Annotated in this window: 17 protein-coding genes; 5 read left to right on the top strand and 12 right to left on the bottom strand. The window is 71.7% G+C overall.

Features of this window, described 5'->3' with window-relative positions; genetic code table 11:
• Nucleotides 1-47 precede the first annotated feature (47 nt).
• The gene (locus AC07FN_RS05360) at nt 48-803 is read left to right on the top strand and encodes a DeoR/GlpR family DNA-binding transcription regulator (RefSeq protein WP_478394501.1); all 756 of its coding nucleotides are present in this window, start codon (nt 48-50) and stop codon (nt 801-803) included.
• The gene (locus AC07FN_RS05355) at nt 796-1,944 is read left to right on the top strand and encodes an MFS transporter (RefSeq protein ID WP_478394500.1); all 1,149 of its coding nucleotides are present in this window, start codon (nt 796-798) and stop codon (nt 1,942-1,944) included. The genes AC07FN_RS05360 and AC07FN_RS05355 overlap by 8 nt, the downstream gene beginning before the upstream one ends.
• Nucleotides 1,945-2,048: 104 nt before the next feature.
• Here the strand turns inward: AC07FN_RS05355 and AC07FN_RS05350 are convergent, their stop codons facing one another.
• The 4 genes from AC07FN_RS05350 to AC07FN_RS05335 form a co-directional block, all read right to left on the bottom strand.
• Entirely contained in the window at nt 2,049-2,927 is an 879-nt protein-coding gene (locus AC07FN_RS05350; protein ID WP_478394499.1) for a LysR family transcriptional regulator, read from the bottom strand.
• A gap of 177 nt (nt 2,928-3,104) precedes the next feature.
• The gene (locus tag AC07FN_RS05345; RefSeq protein ID WP_478394498.1) at nt 3,105-4,427 is read right to left on the bottom strand and encodes an alkyl sulfatase dimerization domain-containing protein; all 1,323 of its coding nucleotides are present in this window, start codon (nt 4,425-4,427) and stop codon (nt 3,105-3,107) included.
• A gap of 362 nt (nt 4,428-4,789) precedes the next feature.
• Nucleotides 4,790-5,581 carry a nucleotidyltransferase domain-containing protein gene (locus tag AC07FN_RS05340; RefSeq protein ID WP_452612973.1) on the bottom strand — a complete coding sequence of 264 codons (792 nt, stop codon included), beginning with the start codon at nt 5,579-5,581 and terminating at the stop codon, nt 4,790-4,792.
• A gap of 127 nt (nt 5,582-5,708) precedes the next feature.
• Complete coding sequence (locus AC07FN_RS05335) at nt 5,709-6,620, bottom strand: branched-chain amino acid transaminase (protein WP_478394497.1); 912 nt, start codon at nt 6,618-6,620, stop codon at nt 5,709-5,711.
• 127 nt (nt 6,621-6,747) lie between these two features.
• On the opposite strand from AC07FN_RS05335, the gene AC07FN_RS05330 reads away from it, so the two are divergent.
• Nucleotides 6,748-8,079 (top strand): aminotransferase-like domain-containing protein, encoded by a 1,332-nt coding sequence (locus AC07FN_RS05330; protein WP_478394496.1) that lies wholly within the window; start codon nt 6,748-6,750, stop codon nt 8,077-8,079.
• Between the two features lie 196 nt (nt 8,080-8,275).
• Complete coding sequence (locus AC07FN_RS05325) at nt 8,276-8,650, top strand: FKBP-type peptidyl-prolyl cis-trans isomerase (protein ID WP_478394495.1); 375 nt, start codon at nt 8,276-8,278, stop codon at nt 8,648-8,650.
• A 190-nt stretch (nt 8,651-8,840) separates the two neighbouring features.
• Here AC07FN_RS05325 and AC07FN_RS05320 read toward each other — a convergent pair whose 3' ends face one another.
• The 8 genes from AC07FN_RS05320 to AC07FN_RS05285 all read right to left on the bottom strand — a co-directional run bounded on the left by AC07FN_RS05320 (nt 8,841) and on the right by AC07FN_RS05285 (nt 15,698).
• Nucleotides 8,841-9,284 carry a PH domain-containing protein gene (locus tag AC07FN_RS05320; protein WP_358570659.1) on the bottom strand — a complete coding sequence of 148 codons (444 nt, stop codon included), beginning with the start codon at nt 9,282-9,284 and terminating at the stop codon, nt 8,841-8,843.
• On the bottom strand, nt 9,281-9,778 hold the full coding sequence (gene ribH / locus AC07FN_RS05315) for a 6,7-dimethyl-8-ribityllumazine synthase (protein WP_452612687.1): 498 nt from the start codon (nt 9,776-9,778) through the stop codon (nt 9,281-9,283). The genes AC07FN_RS05320 and ribH overlap by 4 nt, the downstream gene beginning before the upstream one ends.
• Entirely contained in the window at nt 9,775-11,073 is a 1,299-nt protein-coding gene (locus AC07FN_RS05310; protein WP_478394667.1) for a bifunctional 3,4-dihydroxy-2-butanone-4-phosphate synthase/GTP cyclohydrolase II, read from the bottom strand. The genes ribH and AC07FN_RS05310 overlap by 4 nt, the downstream gene beginning before the upstream one ends.
• Nucleotides 11,073-11,720 (bottom strand): riboflavin synthase, encoded by a 648-nt coding sequence (locus tag AC07FN_RS05305; protein ID WP_478394494.1) that lies wholly within the window; start codon nt 11,718-11,720, stop codon nt 11,073-11,075. Before AC07FN_RS05305 ends, AC07FN_RS05310 begins: the two co-directional genes overlap by 1 nt.
• 16 nt (nt 11,721-11,736) lie before the next feature.
• Entirely contained in the window at nt 11,737-12,780 is a 1,044-nt protein-coding gene (gene ribD, locus AC07FN_RS05300) for a bifunctional diaminohydroxyphosphoribosylaminopyrimidine deaminase/5-amino-6-(5-phosphoribosylamino)uracil reductase RibD (protein WP_478394493.1), read from the bottom strand.
• Nucleotides 12,781-12,855: 75 nt separating this feature from the next.
• Nucleotides 12,856-13,536, bottom strand: a complete 681-nt coding sequence (gene rpe / locus AC07FN_RS05295) for a ribulose-phosphate 3-epimerase (protein WP_132494221.1) — start codon at nt 13,534-13,536, stop codon at nt 12,856-12,858.
• A gap of 136 nt (nt 13,537-13,672) precedes the next feature.
• Nucleotides 13,673-15,067: an amino acid permease gene (locus AC07FN_RS05290; protein WP_478394492.1), complete on the bottom strand. Its 1,395-nt coding sequence runs from the start codon at nt 15,065-15,067 to the stop codon at nt 13,673-13,675.
• A gap of 214 nt (nt 15,068-15,281) precedes the next feature.
• Nucleotides 15,282-15,698 carry an OsmC family protein gene (locus tag AC07FN_RS05285; protein ID WP_397527182.1) on the bottom strand — a complete coding sequence of 139 codons (417 nt, stop codon included), beginning with the start codon at nt 15,696-15,698 and terminating at the stop codon, nt 15,282-15,284.
• Between the two features lie 210 nt (nt 15,699-15,908).
• Here AC07FN_RS05285 and AC07FN_RS05280 point away from each other — a divergent pair, with 210 nt between their 5' ends.
• On the top strand, nt 15,909-17,246 hold the full coding sequence (locus AC07FN_RS05280) for an APC family permease (protein WP_478394491.1): 1,338 nt from the start codon (nt 15,909-15,911) through the stop codon (nt 17,244-17,246).
• The last annotated feature ends 199 nt before the right edge of the window (nt 17,247-17,445 follow it).

Here is a 17,445-nt window from a genome sequence, read left to right as displayed (position 1 = left end):
CGCACGCAGGGTTGTCTTTCGAACATCTTTCTTGTTCGATTGAACCCATGGAGAGTTCGGAAAGAACTTCGGCGATCATCGAGCGGCTGCGGCGGGCGGAGCGGGTCACGGTGGCTGAGCTGGCCGAGGCCACCGGTTCGTCGGAGATGACCATCCGCCGCGACCTCGACCAACTCGCCGAGCAGGGCGTCCTGCGGCGGGTGCGGGGCGGCGCGGTGAGCTTCCTGCGCGGCCACTCCGCGCCGTTCCCGCTCCGCGAGCGCGACGAGACCGGGACCAAGAAGCATCTGGCCGCGGCGGTCGAGGAGCTGATCGCGGACTGCGAGTCCGTGATCATCGACTCCGGCACGACGACGCTGGAGGTGGCCAGGCGGCTCGCGCACCGCCGGATCACCGCGATCCCGCTCGACCTGCACGCGGCGAACGCGCTGAGCGGCGCGCCGCAGGTCGACCTGCTGATGCCGGGCGGGCGGACGAAGCCGGGCGAGCTGTCGTTCATCGGCCACCTCACCGAGATGTCGCTGCGCGCGTTGCGGGTGGACACCACGATCCTCGGCGTGTGCGGGCTTTCCGCGACGCACGGCCTGACGGCGCACGACCTCGAGGAAGTGCCGGTGAAGCAGGCCGCGGTGGCCGCCGCGCAGCGCGTCGTCGCCGTCTGCCACGGCGCCAAGTTCGCCCGGACCGGCCTGGGATTCGTCTGCCCGATCACCGCCATCGACGTGATCGTCACCGACCGGGCCGCGCCTGCGGACGCGCGCGCCGAGCTGGTCGCGGCGGGCGTGGAGGTGCGCGTTGTCTGAGGCGATCGTCGCCGTCCCGCAGCGGGCCCGGTGGGCTGTGACGGCCTACTTCGTGATCACTGGCGCGGCGCTGGGCACCTGGACCGCGCGGATCCCGGCGATCAAGCAGGACCTCGGCCTCGACGACGCGCAGGTGACGCTGGCGCTGTTCGCGGTCGCGGCCGGCTCGGTGCTGGCCATGCAGATCGTCGGACACCTCGCCGACCGGCTCGGCAGCGCGCGGGTGCTGGGACCGGCGGGCATCGCGATGTCGGCGAGCCTGCTGCTGCCCGGCATCGCCGGGAACCTCCCCTCGCTGGTGGCCGCGCTGCTGCTGTTCGGCGCCGGGCACGGCACCGTCGACGTGGCCATGAACACCCACGCGATGCAGGTGCAGCGGCGGTACGGGCGCCCGATCGTGAGCACGTTCCACGCGATGTTCAGCGTCGGTGGCCTGCTGGGCGCCGGAGCCGGCGCGCTCGCGGCGCACGCGGCGATCGGCGTCGGCGCGCACTTCGCGCTCGTCGCGGCCGCGCTCGGCGTGGTGTCGGTGATCGCGCGGCGCGCGCTGCTGCTCCCGGAGGCCCCCGCGGCCGGGAAGCCGGTGCGGCAGCGCGGGATCTCGCCGGGCATCTTGTTCCTGGGCGTGCTGGCCTTCTTCTGCTCGCTGGGCGAAGGCTCGATGGCGGACTGGTCGCCGCTGTACCTGCACGACGTCCTGCAGACCAGCCCGGCGGTCGCGGCGACCGGCTACGCGGTTTTCTCCGCGACGATGGCCGTGTTCCGCTTCCTCGGCGACTTCCTGGTCGCCCGGCTCGGACCGGTCGTCCTGGTGCGGTGCTGCGGCACCGTCGCGGCCGTGGGTCTCGGTGGCGCGCTGGTGCTGCACCACCCGGTGGCGGCGATCATCGGCTTCGCCCTGTTCGGCATCGGGCTGTCGTGCATCATCCCGCAGGTGTTCAACGCGGCGGGCAACCGCGATCCGAGCCGCAGCGGCCGGGATCTCGCGCAGGTCAGCACGCTCGGCTACGGCGGCCTGCTCGCGGGCCCGGTGGTGATCGGCCTGGTCACCAGCTGGACGGACCTGACCACCGGCCTCGCGATCCCGGCGGTGCTGGCCGCCTTCGTCGCGCTCTCCGCCGCCGCGGTCCGGCCCCGCTGAGCCGCACCTGTTTCCGCGTTAGGTCCTTCGCCGCGAACGCTTTCCGGCCTGGCTGATCACGTTCCGCCCTGGTGAACGGCGGCGAGCCCGAGCCGATCGCCTGGCTACTCGTCGCGCTCCAGGAGAGCGATCAGGGCCTCGGCCGCCGGGGACAGCGGGCCGGGGCGGTGCACGACGCCGACCCGCATCCGCACATCGGTCCGAAGTGGACGGACCACCGCGCCCTGCTCGCGGGCCTGGTGGACCGTCTGCCCGGCGACGACCGCGACGCCCACCCCGGCGACGACCAGCGGGATGGCCCCGCTGTTGGCGGTGATCTCGACGGCGGCGACCGGGCTGCGGCCGGTCTCCTCCAGCACCTCCTCCAGCAGCGTCCGCCAGACCGTCCGGGGCGGGCTGGTCACGAACCGCTGGTCGACCAGCGCGGCGGGCTCCAGCGGGCCCTCGTCGTCGGCGAGCGGGTGGTTCGCGGGCAGCGCGATGTGCAGCTCGCGGCTGGCCAGCTGCCTGGTGTGCAGGCCCTCGCCGTCGGCGATCGGCAGCGTGCACAGGCCGAGCTCGCAGGTCCCGGTGCGCACGGTGCGGCCGATCCGGTGCCAGTTGGGCGGCTCGATCATCCGCACCGCGACCTGCGGGTACTGGTGGCAGAACGCGGCCACCACCGCCACTCCCCACCCGCTGAGCAGGTGCTGGACGACGAGGTCGAGCCGACCGCCGGAGAGCTCCCGGACCGGCTCCACGGCGGAGGCGACCTCGGCCAGCCCGTGCACCACCCGCCGGGCGGGTTCCAGCGCGGCCTGCCCCGCCGCGGAGAGCACCAGGCCGCGCCCGGTGCGGTGGAACAACTGCGTCCGCAACTCCCGTTCGAGCCCGACGATCGCCTGCGACAGCGACGGCTGGGAGACGTGCATGGCCTCGGCGGCCTTGGTCATGGTGCCGTGCTCGACGACGGCCAGGAAGTACCGGAGTTGACGCGCATCCACACCCATCACGTTAAGCCGCCGACCACCGACCCGGCCCCAACCAGCACCCGCCCACCGAAGGCCCACCCACCCTCCACCCGACCCCACCCCTCAGAGGGCCCGCAATTTCCATTGAAATCGAAGCTCCAATTTCAATGGAAATTGCGGGCCTCCTGGCGTCCGGTGGGGTGGTCGCCGTCAGATCGCCCAGCGGGTCTTGCCCTTCGACGCCTCCGCCACCTCGTCGAGCACGCCGGTGCCGCTGACCCGGCCCCTCGACTCCGCCGCCGCCCAGGAGAAGACGCCGCGCGACATCGTCGAGAGCTCCTGCTTGGCGCGCTGCGCGTAGACGTCGGCGCGGACCTCGTGCACCGCCGTGTCGTCCGGCTCCGCCTGGACCGCGAACTCGACGAGGTGGCAGGCCAGCCGCAACTCCCCCGCCGCCGCAGCGGCTTTCGCGCGTTCGGTCAGCGCCGCCGCGCCGCCGGCGAGTTCGGCGAGCGCCGTCGCGAGCTGCGCGTCCGGGGCCGGCTTGAGGTGCGCCGGGTTCCCGTCGTACCAACCGCCGTAGAGCCGCCACACGTTGCGCACGACGAACTCCGGCTCGTCGTACACCGGCCGCAGGTACGGCTTGTCCGCGAGGTGCTCCGGCGGGCGCACGGCGTGCACGATCTCGTCGAGCCGGGCTCCGCGGTTCATCAGCTCCAGGGCCTGCTCGACGAGGCTCTCCAGGTATTCGGCGGTGTCCAGCAGCGCGGTGCGCACCCGGTCCGCGCCGACGATGGGAATCCCGTGGCCGGGCAACAACATCTCGGCCCCGAACCCGGCCATGTGCCGCAGCGCCTGCGCCCACTCGCGGGGGTAGCGCTGCACCTTCTGCGGGTTCCCGGCGTTCGGCGTGACCCAGATGAACATGTCGCCGGTCATCAGCACCCGCTGGTCCGGCAGGTAGGCGTAGGTCGCGTCGTCGGTCTCGCCCTTGCCGTGGTGGAGCCGGACTTCGCGGCCGCCGACGGTGAGCGTCATGGTGTCCCGGTAGGTGACGTCGGGATACCGGTAGTCGAGCGGCCAGCGGGAGTCGGCGCGCTGGAACTGCCGCTGGTTGATCACCTCGTTGTAGCCGCTGGTGAGCTTGTAGCGGTCGAACCGGGCGACGACCGCCTCGTGCCCGACGACGACCGGCCGGGGCCGCCCCAGCTCGTCGGCCTCGGCGTCGAACGGCCCGACGCCGAAGACGTGGTCGATGTGCCCGTGCGAGTACACCGCGTAGCGCAGCGGCAGGTCGCTCCAGGCGCGCACGGCGGCGTGCAGCCGGGCGCTGAACCGCTCGTGGCTGGTGTCGAACAGCAGCAGCCCGTCCTCGCCCCGGACGGCAACGACGTTGCCGAAGGCCGGGAAGAGGGCCACGCCCTCGGCGAGTTCGATGACGTGCCCGTCCTGCCAGCGGCCCTTCTGGTAGTCGGCCGTCGTCGCCTCGCCGCGCCAGACCTCGTCGCAGTACGCCAGGAAATCCTTCGCCATCACGGCTCCTTTCCGCCGCGGCCATCCTCGGCGGCGGAGCCCCGGCGGGTCCAATACGCGTTTCCGCCCCCGCGGATAAGACCGCCCTATAACGACAGGCCCGGACCCTCTCGTGAGCGTTTTGGTCTTACCAAAGAGATTGCTTTGATGTAGCAGCGCAGATGCGGCAGGGTGGGCTAAGCGGCGCAGCCGCTTAGCCCACCCTCGCAACCGGCACCGCCGCGGGTTCTCAGGTGTCTTCTCGCGAGGACAGCCCCGACGTGGTGAATGAGTCGGGGATCCCACAGCGAGAAGACGACCGCAATTCCCGCAGGGGGGCCGCCACCCGCACCGCCACGCAGAGCAAGTTCGGAAACAAGCTCCTACCTGGCTTCGGATACCGCCGCGTCGCACAGGGCGTGGGCCTCGTCCACCGCCTCGACCAGCGTTTGCGCCGTCAGCCCCGCCACCACCCTGTCGACGTCGCGCAGGCCCGCCCTGGTCAGCAGGCGCTTCTCGTTGGTGACCCACTCGCCGCGGGCCGCGAGCACCCCGTGCGCCGCCTGGCAGGCGGCCTGCGCGATCAGGCCCGCCGTTTCCGCGAGCCGGCCGTGCGGCGCGTGGTTCGCCCGCGCGTAGGCCAGGCCCATCGACGCCTGCCCCCACCAGACCGCGGGCGCGGCCTCGCGGAGGGCGTCCGGGTATTCCGGCCTCGGCAGTTCGCCGTGCAGCACCCGGTTGATGGCCATCTCGGCGACCACCAGGTAGCTGGGGATGCCCGCGAGGTGGAACATCAGCGGCTGCCACTGGAACCGGCCGGCCCGGGCCTCGGCGAGCTCGTGCTCCACGACGTCCAGGTCGCGGTAGTGGACGTCCACGTGGCGGCCCTCGATCTGCAGCCATGCGCCGCCGTTGAACACGCCGCCGCCCCACTCGCCCAGTTCGGAGACCTCCCCGGGCCACCCGACGTCGCGGAGGTCCTGCGGATCGAAGCTGCCGCGGTAGTAGATCGCGAAGTCCCAGTCGCTGTCGGCGTGGTGGATCCCCTGGGCGCGCGAGCCGCCGAGGCTCACCGCCCGGACCCCGGGCAACGCTGCCAGCCGATCCGCGACGCGGGCTTCGAATTCGGCATCTTCCAGCACTTGATCAGACTCCTTCGGCGATGCGACCAGCATCCGCGCGACGGGCCGTTTCCGCCCGTCGCGCGGCGAATCCCGCTCGGGCGCGGTTCGCCCGGCGGGTCCTTCGTCCACCGTCAGGAGTCCATGCCGCGGAGGCTATCAGCCGCACGGCGGAAGTCGATCAACCGACGAAGGTCAGCCAGTGCCGGTAGCGCTCGTCCGCACCGGTCATCGCCGCGGTGAAGGCGTCGCGGATCTTGCGCGTCACCGGGCCCGGCTCGCCGATCTCGCGGTTGTCGACCGCGCGGACCGGGGTGACCTCCGCCGCGGTGCCGCAGAGGAACATCTCGTCGGCCGAATACAGGTCCGAGCGCAGCAGGTTCTCGCGGCGCACGGTGATGCCCAGGTCGGTGGCCAGCGTCGTGACCGAGTCCTGGGTGATGCCTTCCAGCGCGCCCGCGCTCGACGGCGGCGTGTAGAGCACGTCGCCGCGCCGGACGAAGATGTTCTCGCCGGAGCATTCGCTGACGTAGCCGTCGGTGCTCAGCAGCACCGCTTCGTCGTACCCGGCCTCGCGCGCCTCCAGCTTGGCCAGCGCGGAGTTCAGGTACGGGCCGGTGGCCTTGGCGGCGGTCGGCACCACGGAGGGATCGTTGCGCCGCCAGGAACTCGTCATGAGCCCCACGCCGCTGTCGCCGCCGTCGAGGTAGGCGCCCCACTCCCAGCTGGCGATCGACATCTGCACCGGCGCGCCGGTCGGGTCGACGCCCATCACACCGTAGCCGAGGTGGGCCAGCTGGCGGACGTAGCAGGAGCGGTGCCCGTTGGCCCGCACCAGCTCCAGCGTCGCCTCGCGCAGCTCTTCCTTGCGGTGCGGCAACGTCATGCGCAGCATCTTGGCGCTGCGGAACAGCCGGTCGAGGTGCTCGTCGAGCCGGAACAGCGCCGGCCCGTCCGCCGTGGCGTAGGCGCGGATGCCTTCGAAAACGCCGGTGCCGTAGTGCAGCCCGTGGCTGAGCACGTGGACCTGGGCCTCGCGCCACGGCACCAGCTCGCCGTCCATCCAGATGTATTCCGCCTCGGTCAGCGCCATCGCCATCCCCTTCACCAAAGTGGCTTATCTCGCGATGTGGGACCAGCCACTTCGCGGCCACTTGGCACGCTATCAAGTGGCCAGTTCATCCACTAGTGATTAATCCTCCCTGGTGCAGAATGGCCGCATGCCGAGTGCCGATGTGGACCAATTCGCCGCGCTGATCCGCGACCGGCTCCGCCACGGGAACGGCCCGCTCAGCCGCCGGCTGGCGGCCGCGCTGACCGACCTCGCGCGCACCGGCGCGCTCAGCCCGGGCACCCGCCTGCCGTCCGAGCGCGACCTCGCCCGGGTGCTGGAATGCAGCCGCGGCGCGGTGGCCGCGGCGTTCAACGCGCTGTTCGAGGAGGGGATCTGCGAGCGCAGGCACGGCAGCGGCACCTACCTGGCCGCCGCCGGGCGGGAGTCGGCGATGGGCCGGCTGCTGCGCCCCGGAGCGGTGTTCGCCGACCTGTCCACCTCGGTCGTTCCCGATCCGTCGCACCTGCGGGTGCCCAAGCTCGACCCGGCCGCGCTGCTGAGCACGCCGAGCAGGCACGGCTACGACCTGCCGGGCGAGCCGGGCCTGCGGGAACTCATCGGCGGCGAGCCGCTGATCACCGGCGGCGGGCAGCAGGGCATCGACATCGCGACCCGCTGCCTGGCCCGCCCCGGCGATGCGGTGCTGGTCGAAGACCCCACCTACACCGGCGCGCTCGCCGCGATCCAGAGCTGCGGGGCGCGGGCCGTCGCCGTGGCCACCGACCGGCGCGGCATGCTGCCCGGCGCGTTCCGCGACGCGATCGAGCGGCACCGGCCCGCCTTCGCCTACGCGCAGGCGGTGCACAACCCGGCCGGAACGGTGGCCGACGCCGATCGCGTCGGGGAACTCGCCGGGATCGCGCGCGACGCCGCCCTGCCCGTCGTCGAGGACCGCACGCTCGCCGAGCTGGTGCACGAAGGACCACGGCCCGGCCGGTTCGCCGACGAGCACCCGCACGGCGCGGTCGAGGTGCACTCGCTGTCGAAGGTGCTGTGGGGCGGCCTGCGGGTCGGCTGGCTCGCCGCGCCGGAACCGCTGCTGTCGCAGCTGACCGAGCTCAAGCAGACCAGCGACCTGGCGACCGGCACGGTCGGGCAGCGGTTCGCGGCGGAACTGCTGCGGCACAACGACTTCGCGACCTGGCGAGCGGAACTGGCGCGCCGCCGCGACCACCTCGCCGGCATCCTGCGCAGCCACCTTCCACAGTGGACTTGGGAGCGGCCCGCGGGCGGCCTGTCGCTGTGGGTCCGGCTGCCCGGCACCGACACCGACCGCTTCGCCGAGCTCGCCAGGGACAACGGCGTGGCGGTGGCGCCCGGCTCGCTGTTCGCGGCCGACCGCGGCCACCGCGACCGCCTGCGCCTCAGCTTCGCCCTCGGCTCGGAGCTGCTCGACCAGGCGGTCGCCGCGCTCGCCCGGACCTGGGAACGGCCGTGAACCAAGTCCGGCCGCCTCTGTGCCGTGCGTGCTTTGTGGCGTCGTAGCAGCACGAAACACGCACGGGTACCGGCCCGGCGGTATCCGTCCACCCTGGCACGATGCCTGGGCGAGTGTGCTCCACATGGGACCGTCCGAGACAATTCACCGGCAGCCGTTGCACGACGCTGCGCACCATCGATCGAGGAGAACGCACGTGAACAAGGAAAAGCCGCAGGTCGCCAAGCCGACCGGCGCGCCGCCGGCGGACCTGGTGATCGAGGACATCGAGGTCGGCGAGGGCCCCGAGGCCAAGGCGGGCGACCAGGTCGCCGTGCACTACGTGGGCGTTTCGCACAGCACCGGCAAGGAGTTCGACGCCAGCTGGAACCGCGGCACGCCGCTGGAGCTGCAGCTCGGCGCGGGCCAGGTCATCGCGGGCTGGGACAAGGGCCTGCAGGGCATGAAGGTCGGCGGCCGCCGCAAGCTCACCATCCCGCCGCAGCTCGCCTACGGCGACCGCGGCGCGGGCGGCGTGATCGCGCCCGGCGAGACGCTGGTCTTCGTCTGCGACCTGGTCTCGGCTCGCTGACGACAGAGAGCACGGGGTGGCTTCCCGATTTTGCCTGAAATCGGGAAGCCACCCGGCCCGTTCCAAGCGTTCACGACTTTCCGGTTTCGCCTGAAATCGGGAAAGTTCCGCCGCCGCCCAGGCGGTCGGACTGCGGAAATGAAAGGGCGCCTCCGCCGGGTTCGTCCGGTCGAAGGCGCCACCACGTCGCTCAGTTCGCGGCGTCGACCTCGCGGCGGAGTTCGCGGAGCTCCCGCATCGCCTTGATCGCCCGCTCGCCGTCGGACGCCTGGATCGCCATGATCGGCACGTACTCGTCCTCCGGCAGCTCCAGCCGGGCCCACGAGGCGCCGTCGGGGAAGGTGACGGCCTGCACCAGCGGCCACGAGAAGCGCTGCGTGCCGATGATGTTGCGGACCTCCACGCCGTCGGCGTCGGCGCGCAACCGCGGCCGGGTCAGCAGCATCACGCCGCCGCCCAGCAGCAGGCCCAGCGCCACCATCGCCACCTGGTCGGACACCGAGAAGATCACGCCGGTCGGGGTGTTGCGCAGCAGCAGCCCGACCACCGCGAACGCCAGCACCAGCACGACAGCGATCGGGATCGCAATCCGCCGCACCTTCCGCGGCCGGACCTCCACCCGCTCGGCACTCACAAGAAACCCCGTTCCCCGTCCCAGCCGCGCAGCTCCCGCAGCACCAGCGCCGTCTCCAGCGCCGCCGCGGTCGCCTCGAAGCCCTTGTCCTCCACCGAGTCGTCGAACCCGGCCCGGTCTTCCGCCTGCTGCATGGTGTCGCAGGTCAGCACGCCGTTGCCGACGGCCGTGGACTCGTCCAGCGCCACCCGGGTCAGGCCCTGGGTGACCGAGTCGCAGACGTACTCGAAGTGCGGCGTGCCGCCGCGGATCACCACGCCCAGCGCGACCACCGCGTCGTGCTGGTGCGCCAGCTGCTGGCAGACCACCGGCAGCTCGATCGAACCGGGCACCCGCACCACGGTCGGCTCCGCGATGCCCGCTTCCTTCGCCGCCGCCAGCGCGCGGGAGAGCATCTGCTCGACGAGCCGCTCGTGCCAGCGGATCGCGGCGATGCCCAGCCGCAGGTCACCCGCCTTCGGCACGCTGATCCGCGGTCGACCCTCGCCACTCATGCCGTAACTCCAGTCTCGCCGTTGATCGAGGAATCTTCCCCGTCGTCGAGATTGTCCAGCACGTGCCCCATCCGGTCGCGCTTGGTGCGGAGGTAGCGGATGTTCTCCGGGTTCGGGCGGATCGGCAGCGGCACGCGGTCCACGATCCGCAGCCCGTAGCCCTCCAGCCCGACCCGCTTGGCCGGGTTGTTGGTGAGCAGCCGCATCGACTTGATACCCAGGTCGCTCAGGATCTGCGCGCCCTGCCCGTAGTCGCGGCTGTCGACCGGCATGCCCAGCGCGACGTTGGCGTCCACGGTGTCCGCGCCGTCGTCCTGCAGCTGGTACGCCTGCAGCTTGTGGATCAGCCCGATGCCGCGACCCTCGTGCCCGCGCATGTAGAGCACCACGCCGCGACCGGCCTCGGCGACCTTGGCCATCGCCGCGTCCAGCTGCGGGCCGCAGTCGCAGCGCAGCGAGCCCAGCACGTCGCCGGTCAGGCATTCGGAGTGCACCCGGACCAGGATGTCCTCGCCGTCACCGATCTCGCCGTAGACCATCGCCAGGTGCTCGATGCCGTCGATGGTGCTGTCGTAGCCGAAGGTGCGGAACGTGCCGTGCGCGGTGGGGATGCGGGCCTCGGCGACGCGCACCACCTGCTTCTCGAAGCGGCGCCGGTAGGAGATCAGGTCGGCGATGGTGATCAGCGCCAGGTCGTGCTCCTCGGCGAAGACCTCCAGCTCGTCGCGGCGCGCCATGTCGCCCTCGGACTTCTGGCTGACGATCTCGCACAGCGCGCCGGCCGGCCGCAGCCCGGCGAGGCGGGAGAGGTCCACGGCGGCTTCGGTGTGGCCGGGGCGGCGCAGCACGCCGCCGTCGCGGGCGCGCAGCGGCACCACGTGGCCGGGCCGGGTGAGGTCCTTGGCGGTCGACTCCTCGCCGGCCAGCACGCGCAGCGTCTTGGCGCGGTCGGAGGCGGAGATGCCGGTGCTGACGCCTTCGGCGGCGTCGACCGTGACGGTGTAGGCCGTGCCCTTGCGGTCCTGGTTCCAGTAGTACATCGGGGGCAGGTCGAGGCGATCGCAGTCCTCGCCGGGGAGCCCGACGCAGATGTAGCCGGAGGTGTAGCGGACCATGAACGCCACGAGTTCCGGCGTCGCCTTCTCCGCGGCGAAGATCAGATCGCCTTCGTTCTCGCGGTCCTCGTCGTCCACCACGACGACCGGGCGCCCAGCCGCGATGTCGGCCAGTGCGCGCTCGATGCTGTCGAACCTTTTCGTGCTCACCGTGTTCGCGACCTCGTCCTCGGGGTTCATCACCGCGCCTCCCTGACGCCGCCATTGTCCCCCGAACGGGCCTGCGCACCATGGGCCTGGTGGTCCAGTTGCGCGGCGGCGAGCCGTTCCAGGTGCTTGGCCAGCACATCCACCTCGATGTTCACTTCGTCACCCGGCTCGCGGAAGCCCAGCGTGGTCAGCTCCTTGGTGGTGGGGATCAGCGCGATGCTGAACTCTCCGTCACCGGCGTCGACCACGGTCAGTGAAACGCCGTCGACGGTGATGGAGCCCTTCTCGACCAGGTAGCGGGACAGCCGCCGGGGCAGCTCGAAGCGGGTGAGCCCGTCGGCGTCGGTGCCGCGCAGCACCGCGGTGCCGTCGACGTGGCCCTGCACGATGTGCCCGCCGAGCCGGTCGCCGAGCGCCATCGCGCGCTCCAGGTTGACCCGGTCGCCGGCCGCGATGCCCTTCAGCGAGGAGCGGCGCAGCGTCTCGGCCACGACGTCGGTGGTGAACCGCCCGTCGCCCACCGTCACGACGGTCAGGCACACGCCGTTGACGGCGATCGAATCACCGTGCTCGGCGTCCCCGGTGACCACCGGTCCCGCGATGGTCAACCGGCTGCCGTCGGCCAACGGCTCGACCGCCTCGATGGTGCCGAGCTCCTCGACGATCCCGGTGAACACCTGCTGCCTCCTCGCACTACCCGCCTTGGGCGCCCGGCCGGCCGTCCAACGGGACCGCGCTGATCCGGACGTCGGGGCCACTCATAGTCGTCTCTTCAACGGTCAACCGCCATGCTTCCGAGATGCTTCCCACTCCCGCTTCCCCGAGCGCGGCCGGACCGGCGCCCAGCAGCAGCGGCGCGACGTAGGCGAGCACCCGGTCCACGCAGCCGGCGGCGATGAACGCGCCGGCCAGCCGCGGCCCGCCCTCCAGCAGCACGTCGACGACGCCGCGGCCGGCGAGCGCGGCGAGCACCGCGGCCGGGTCGCTGCCGGGCAGCTGGATCGTTTCGGCCGCGTCGTCGAAGACCTTGGCGGCGCGCGGGATCTCGCGATCGCCGACGACGACCCGCAGCGGCTGCCGGGCCAGCAGCGCGCCGTCCGGTGTGCGGGCGGTGAGCTGCGGGTCGTCGGCGAGAACCGTGCCGGTGCCCGCGATGATCGCGTCCACCTGCGCGCGGAATCGATGCACCTCGGCGCGGGATTCGGCAGAGCTGATCCACTTGCTGGTGCCGTCGGCGGCGGCCGAGCGACCGTCCAATGTGGCCGCGTACTTCCAGGTGACGTGCGGCCGACCGGTCCGCGCGAAGTGCAACCAGGCCCGCAGCGGACCTCTCGCCACCTCGTCGACCAAGAATCCACTGTGGACATCAATGCCCGCGGCGCGCAGCACGCCGGCGCCACCGGCGGCCTGCGGGTTGGGATCGGAGGCCGCGTGCACCACGCGCGCGACCCCGGCCGACCGCAGGGCATCCGTGCAGGGCGGCGTCCGGCCGGTGTGCGAGCACGGTTCCAGCGTCACCACGGCGGTGCCGCCCCTGGCCCGCTCCCCCGCCGCGCGGAGCGCGACGACCTCGGCGTGCGGACCGCCCGGCGGCTGCGTCGCGCCGATGCCGACGACCTCGCCGTCTGCGGCCAGCACCACGCAACCCACCGGCGGGTTGGGGCTGGTCGTGCCGCGCACCTGCTCGCTCGCGGCGATCGCGGTGCGCATCGCCTGCTCCTCGGCGCGAGCGACCATCGGTTCCCCTCCCCATCCCGCAATTTCCATTGAAATCGAATCTTCGATTTCAATGGAAATTGCGGAGGAACTACATCACTGCCGGGCGTGGGCGAAGTTCGGGGCGGCCTTGGCGCGCAGGGCCTCGATCGCCTTCGCCGGGTCGTCGGCGTTGTAGACCGCCGAACCCGCCACGAAGCAGTCGACGCCGGCCTCCGCGGCCTGCTCGATGGTGTCGGCGTTGATGCCGCCGTCGATCTCCACCACCAGGTTCAGGTGTCCCGTGTCGACCAGCTCGCGGGCCTTGCGGGCCTTGTCCAGCACGTCGGCGATGAAGCTCTGGCCGCCGAAGCCCGGCTCCACGGACATCACCAGCAGCGTGTCGTAGTGCTTGAGGACCTCGACGTACGGGTCCAGCGGGGTGTTCGGCTTGATCGACAGGCCCGCCTTCGCGCCGGCGGCGCGCAGGTCCTTGGCGATCGCGATCGGGTCCTTGGCGGCCTCCACGTGCACCGTGACGTTGTAGGCGCCGGCCTCGGCGTAGCCGATGGCCCAGCGGTCCGGGTCCTCGATCATCAGGTGGCAGTCGATCGGGATGTCGGTCGCCTTCAGCAGCGACTCGACCACCGGCAGCCCCAGGGTCAGGTTGGGCACGAAGTGCGCGTCCATCACGTCCACGTGCAGCCAGTCAGCGCGCACGCCGGGCGCGCCGTTCACAGCTGCCATCTCGTCGGCGAGGCGGGCGAAATCGGCGGACAGGATGGAGGGCGCGATCATCGGCTGGTTCGACACATGCGCGAGTGTAAATGCCTGGTGCGGCGGGCCGCGCAAGCGCCCTCGCGCTCCCGCTCCTCACCCGATCGGCGGAGCCGCTGGAGGGCACCCGTCCCACGACCGGTGCCTCCAGCGGTGCTCACTCCGACCGCGCGGCGCTGCGGCGCCGGACGACGTAGTACGCCACGCAGAGGATCAGCACGAACGGGACGCCCGCCTTCCAGGCGGTGTTGAACTGCTCGGTGAACGGCGTGGTCAGCAGCACCGCCGCGACGAACAGCATCGCCAGCACCGTCGTCACCGGGGCGCCCGGCAACCGCACCGGCGACGGCGGCAGGCCCTCCAGTGCCCGGCTGCGGCGGAACACCAGCTGGCTGGCGAAGATCATCAACCACACCACCAGCGCGCCGAACAGCGCCAGGCCCAGCAGCATCGGGAACGCGGTGTCCTCGGCGAACACCGACAGCGACGCGGCCAGCGCCAGCCCGGCCGCCGACAGCACCAGGGCGCGCCGCGGCACGCCGTTCTTGCTGACCGCGGCGAACCACTTCGGCGCATAGCCGTCCAGGGCGAGCGAGTGGGTCATGCGGGCGGTCAGGTACAGGTTCGTGTTCATGGCCGACAGCGCGGCGGTGAGCACCACGAAGTTCATGATCCCGGCCGCGGCGGGAATGCCCACGATGGTGAACAGCCGCACGAACGGGCTCTCCGTGATGTCGCCCGACGACGAGGCCTGGTTCCACGGCAGGATCGAGACGACCACCAGCATGCCGAGCACGTAGAACAGGCCCAGTCGCAGCACCATGCTGCGCGCCGCGCGCGGCACGTCCCGGCCGGGGTTGCGGGATTCGGCCGCGGTCATCGAGACGGCCTCGGTGCCCAGGTAGGAGAACGTGACCACGGTCAGGGCCAGCCACACCGCGCCGATGCCGTTGGGCAGGAACCCGCCGTGCTCGGTCAGCGCGCCGACGCCGGCCGGCTGCTGGCCCGGCAGACCGAAGACGATGTAGACCACGCCGAGCAGCACGAACACCACGATCGTGACGACCTTGATCATGGCGAACCAGTACTCGAACTCGCCGAAGAAGCGCACCGCGGCGACGTTGATCGCCAGCATCAGCACCGAGAAGACCACCACCGGGATCCACAGCGGCAGCTGCGGGTACCAGAACTGCATGTACAGCCCGGCCGCGATGACCTCGCTGCCGATGTTGACCACCTGCGCGGCCCAGTAGATCCAGCGGGACACGAACCCGGCGAGCCCGCCGAGGTACCGCTTGATGACCGCCCCGAACCCGCCCGCCTCGGGGTGCACCACGATCATCTCGGCCAGCGCGTAGGCCAGGGCGAGCGCGGCGAACGCGGCGACCGCGTAGGCGATGATCACGGCCGGGCCGGCGATGGAGATCGCCAGGCCGGACCCGAGGAACAGCCCGGTGCCGATGGCGCCGCCGATGGCGATCATGCCGACTTGGCGCCCGGAGAGATCTCTGCGCAACCCGGACTTCTGCGCCGATGCGGTCTCCTGTGCCACTGTGTTGTGCCTCCCACTCGTCGCGCACCAGCTGCCGGGGGCGCGACGAGCACCTTACGACGCGGCACCGCCGTGGAACGCGTCAGTTGCACAGTTTTGACGTCCTCTCCGGCCTGAAGGCGCGGAGATTCCCGGACACGGATGTCCAGATGGTTCGCATCGCTGCCAGCTTGGTTGTCACCGACAGCGACGCCGATCTTACCGGTAGTGCGAGTCAGCGCGGGAGGGTCAGCTCGATCGGGGTGCCCTCCTCGACGGAGCGGCTGACGGTGCAGTACTTCTCGATCGCGCGCTGCACCGCGTCGACGACCTTGCCGCGCTCGCCGTCGTCCTCGATCCCGCTGAGGTCCACGTCGAAACCGACCTGGACCGAGGCGAACTTGTGCTTGTCCTCCGGGACCTTGGTCCGGTCGGCGTGCACCGTCACCTTCGCGTCCTCCCCGAGCCGCCGGACCAGCAGGTTCTCGCTGGTGACCGCGGAGCAGGCGGCGATGGCGGCGAGCAGCAGCTCGCCGGGGGTGAACGCGTCGGGCGCGTCCTCGCGGCCGATCGTCACCTCGCCGCCGCGCGGGTTGGTCGCGGTGAAGGTGTGCGGACCGGTGCGGGTCACTTCGACCGGAGTGGAAGACATTCGTACCACCTGACGTGAGTTGCGGTTGCCGGTCCAGCCTCGGTGCGGAACCGTGCAAGGTCAACCATCGCGGGCGCCGCGTTGTTCCGGCCGGGCCCGGGGCGTGCTTTGATCGGGCATCCCATCCTCGCAACCCGCAGCGCCGCGGGTTCTCGGGCGTCTCCTGCCCCGGGGAACCCGCACATCGAGTTCGGAGACAGGTGTTCTGCCATGACCACTACTTCCGCGGAGGGGTTGCAGCGGCGGCTGTCGCTCCGCGACCTGATCGTTTCCGGCCTGCTGTTCATCGGGCCGCTCGCGCCCGTCGGCGTCTTCGGCGTGCTCGACGCGCGCAGCGGCGGCGCGGTGGCGCTGGTCTACGTCGTCGCGACCGTGGCGATGGCGTTCACCGCGTGGTCCTACGCGCGGATGTCGGCGGCGGTGCCGAAGGCCGGTTCGGTGTTCGCCTACGCCTCGGCGGGCCTGGGGCGGGCGCCCGGTTTCGTGGCCGGGTGGATGATCATGCTGGACTACCTGTTCATCCCGAGCGTGGCGTCGCTGTTCGTCGGCATCGCGACGAACTCGCTGGTGCCGCAGATCCCAGTGTGGCTGGCGACCGGGCTGGCGATCGTCGTCGTGACGGCGCTGAACCTGACCGGCGTCAAGGTCGCGGCGATCGTCGGCACGGTGGTGCTGGTGGTGGAGATCGTGCTGCTCGCGGTGTTCGTGGTCGCCGCGCTGGTGGTGCTGGCCACCGAGGGTCCGGCCCGGCCGTGGCTGTCGCCACTGACCGGGGTGGGCGCGTTCGCGCCGCTGGCCGTGCTGGGCGCGGTGTCGGTGGCGGTGCTGTCGTTCCTCGGCTTCGACGCGATCGCGTCGTTCGCCGAGGAGAACACCGGATCGTCCCGCCAGGTCGGCCGGGCGCTGCTGTTCTGCCTGGCGCTCAGCGGCGTGCTGTTCTTCGTGCAGACCTACCTCGCCTCGCTGCTGAACCCGCTGACGCCGCAGGAGCTGGCGCTGGACGCGGACGCGCAGGACTCGGCGTTCTACGACATGCTGCGGGCCTCGCTGGGCGGCTGGCTCGCGGTGGCCGTGACGGCGGTGAAGGCGGTCGCGCCGGCGTTCTCGGCGATGGTGGCGCAGGCGGCGGTGAGCCGGCTGCTGTTCGGCATGGCGCGGGACGGCCAGATGCCCGCGGCGCTCGGCCGGGTGGACCGGCGGGCGCACGTGCCGCGCAACGCGACGCTACTGGCCGCGGTGGTGACGCTGATCGTGTCGGTGTGGGCGGCGTCGGCCGAGGACGGGCTGGAGGTCCTGTCGTCGATGGTGACGGTCGGGGCGTTGACCGCGTTCGTCCTGCTGCACGCCTCGGTGATCGGCTACTTCGCGGTGTCCGGGCGGGAACGCCGGGTGTCCACTGTGGTCGTCCCGGTCGTCGGCGCCCTGATCGCGGCGGTCGCGCTGGCCACGGCGAGCCCGCTGGCGCTGACGGTGGGAGCGGTCTGGCTGGTGATCGGCCTGATCACCTACTTCGCCCGCCGCCGGACCGCCGGACAGGCCCCGGAGTAGCCGAGGCCGCTCCGTTTCCGCCGGCCAGGACCCGTGCGTGTTTTGCGCTGCTATAACCCGGATCCGCCGGTGGGTGCTTGCTAGCGGGGTTGTTGATCTTCGTTGTTGGTGGTGATCGGCAATCCCGTCGGTGGGCGTGTGGGGGCTGCCGGCTTGGTGGTCCGGCTTATCCACTGTGGTCCCCGGTCGGCGCCGCTTG

The organism is Saccharopolyspora sp. NPDC045941 (assembly GCF_056431445.1).
This window is presented reverse-complemented; position numbering and strand designations above follow the sequence as displayed.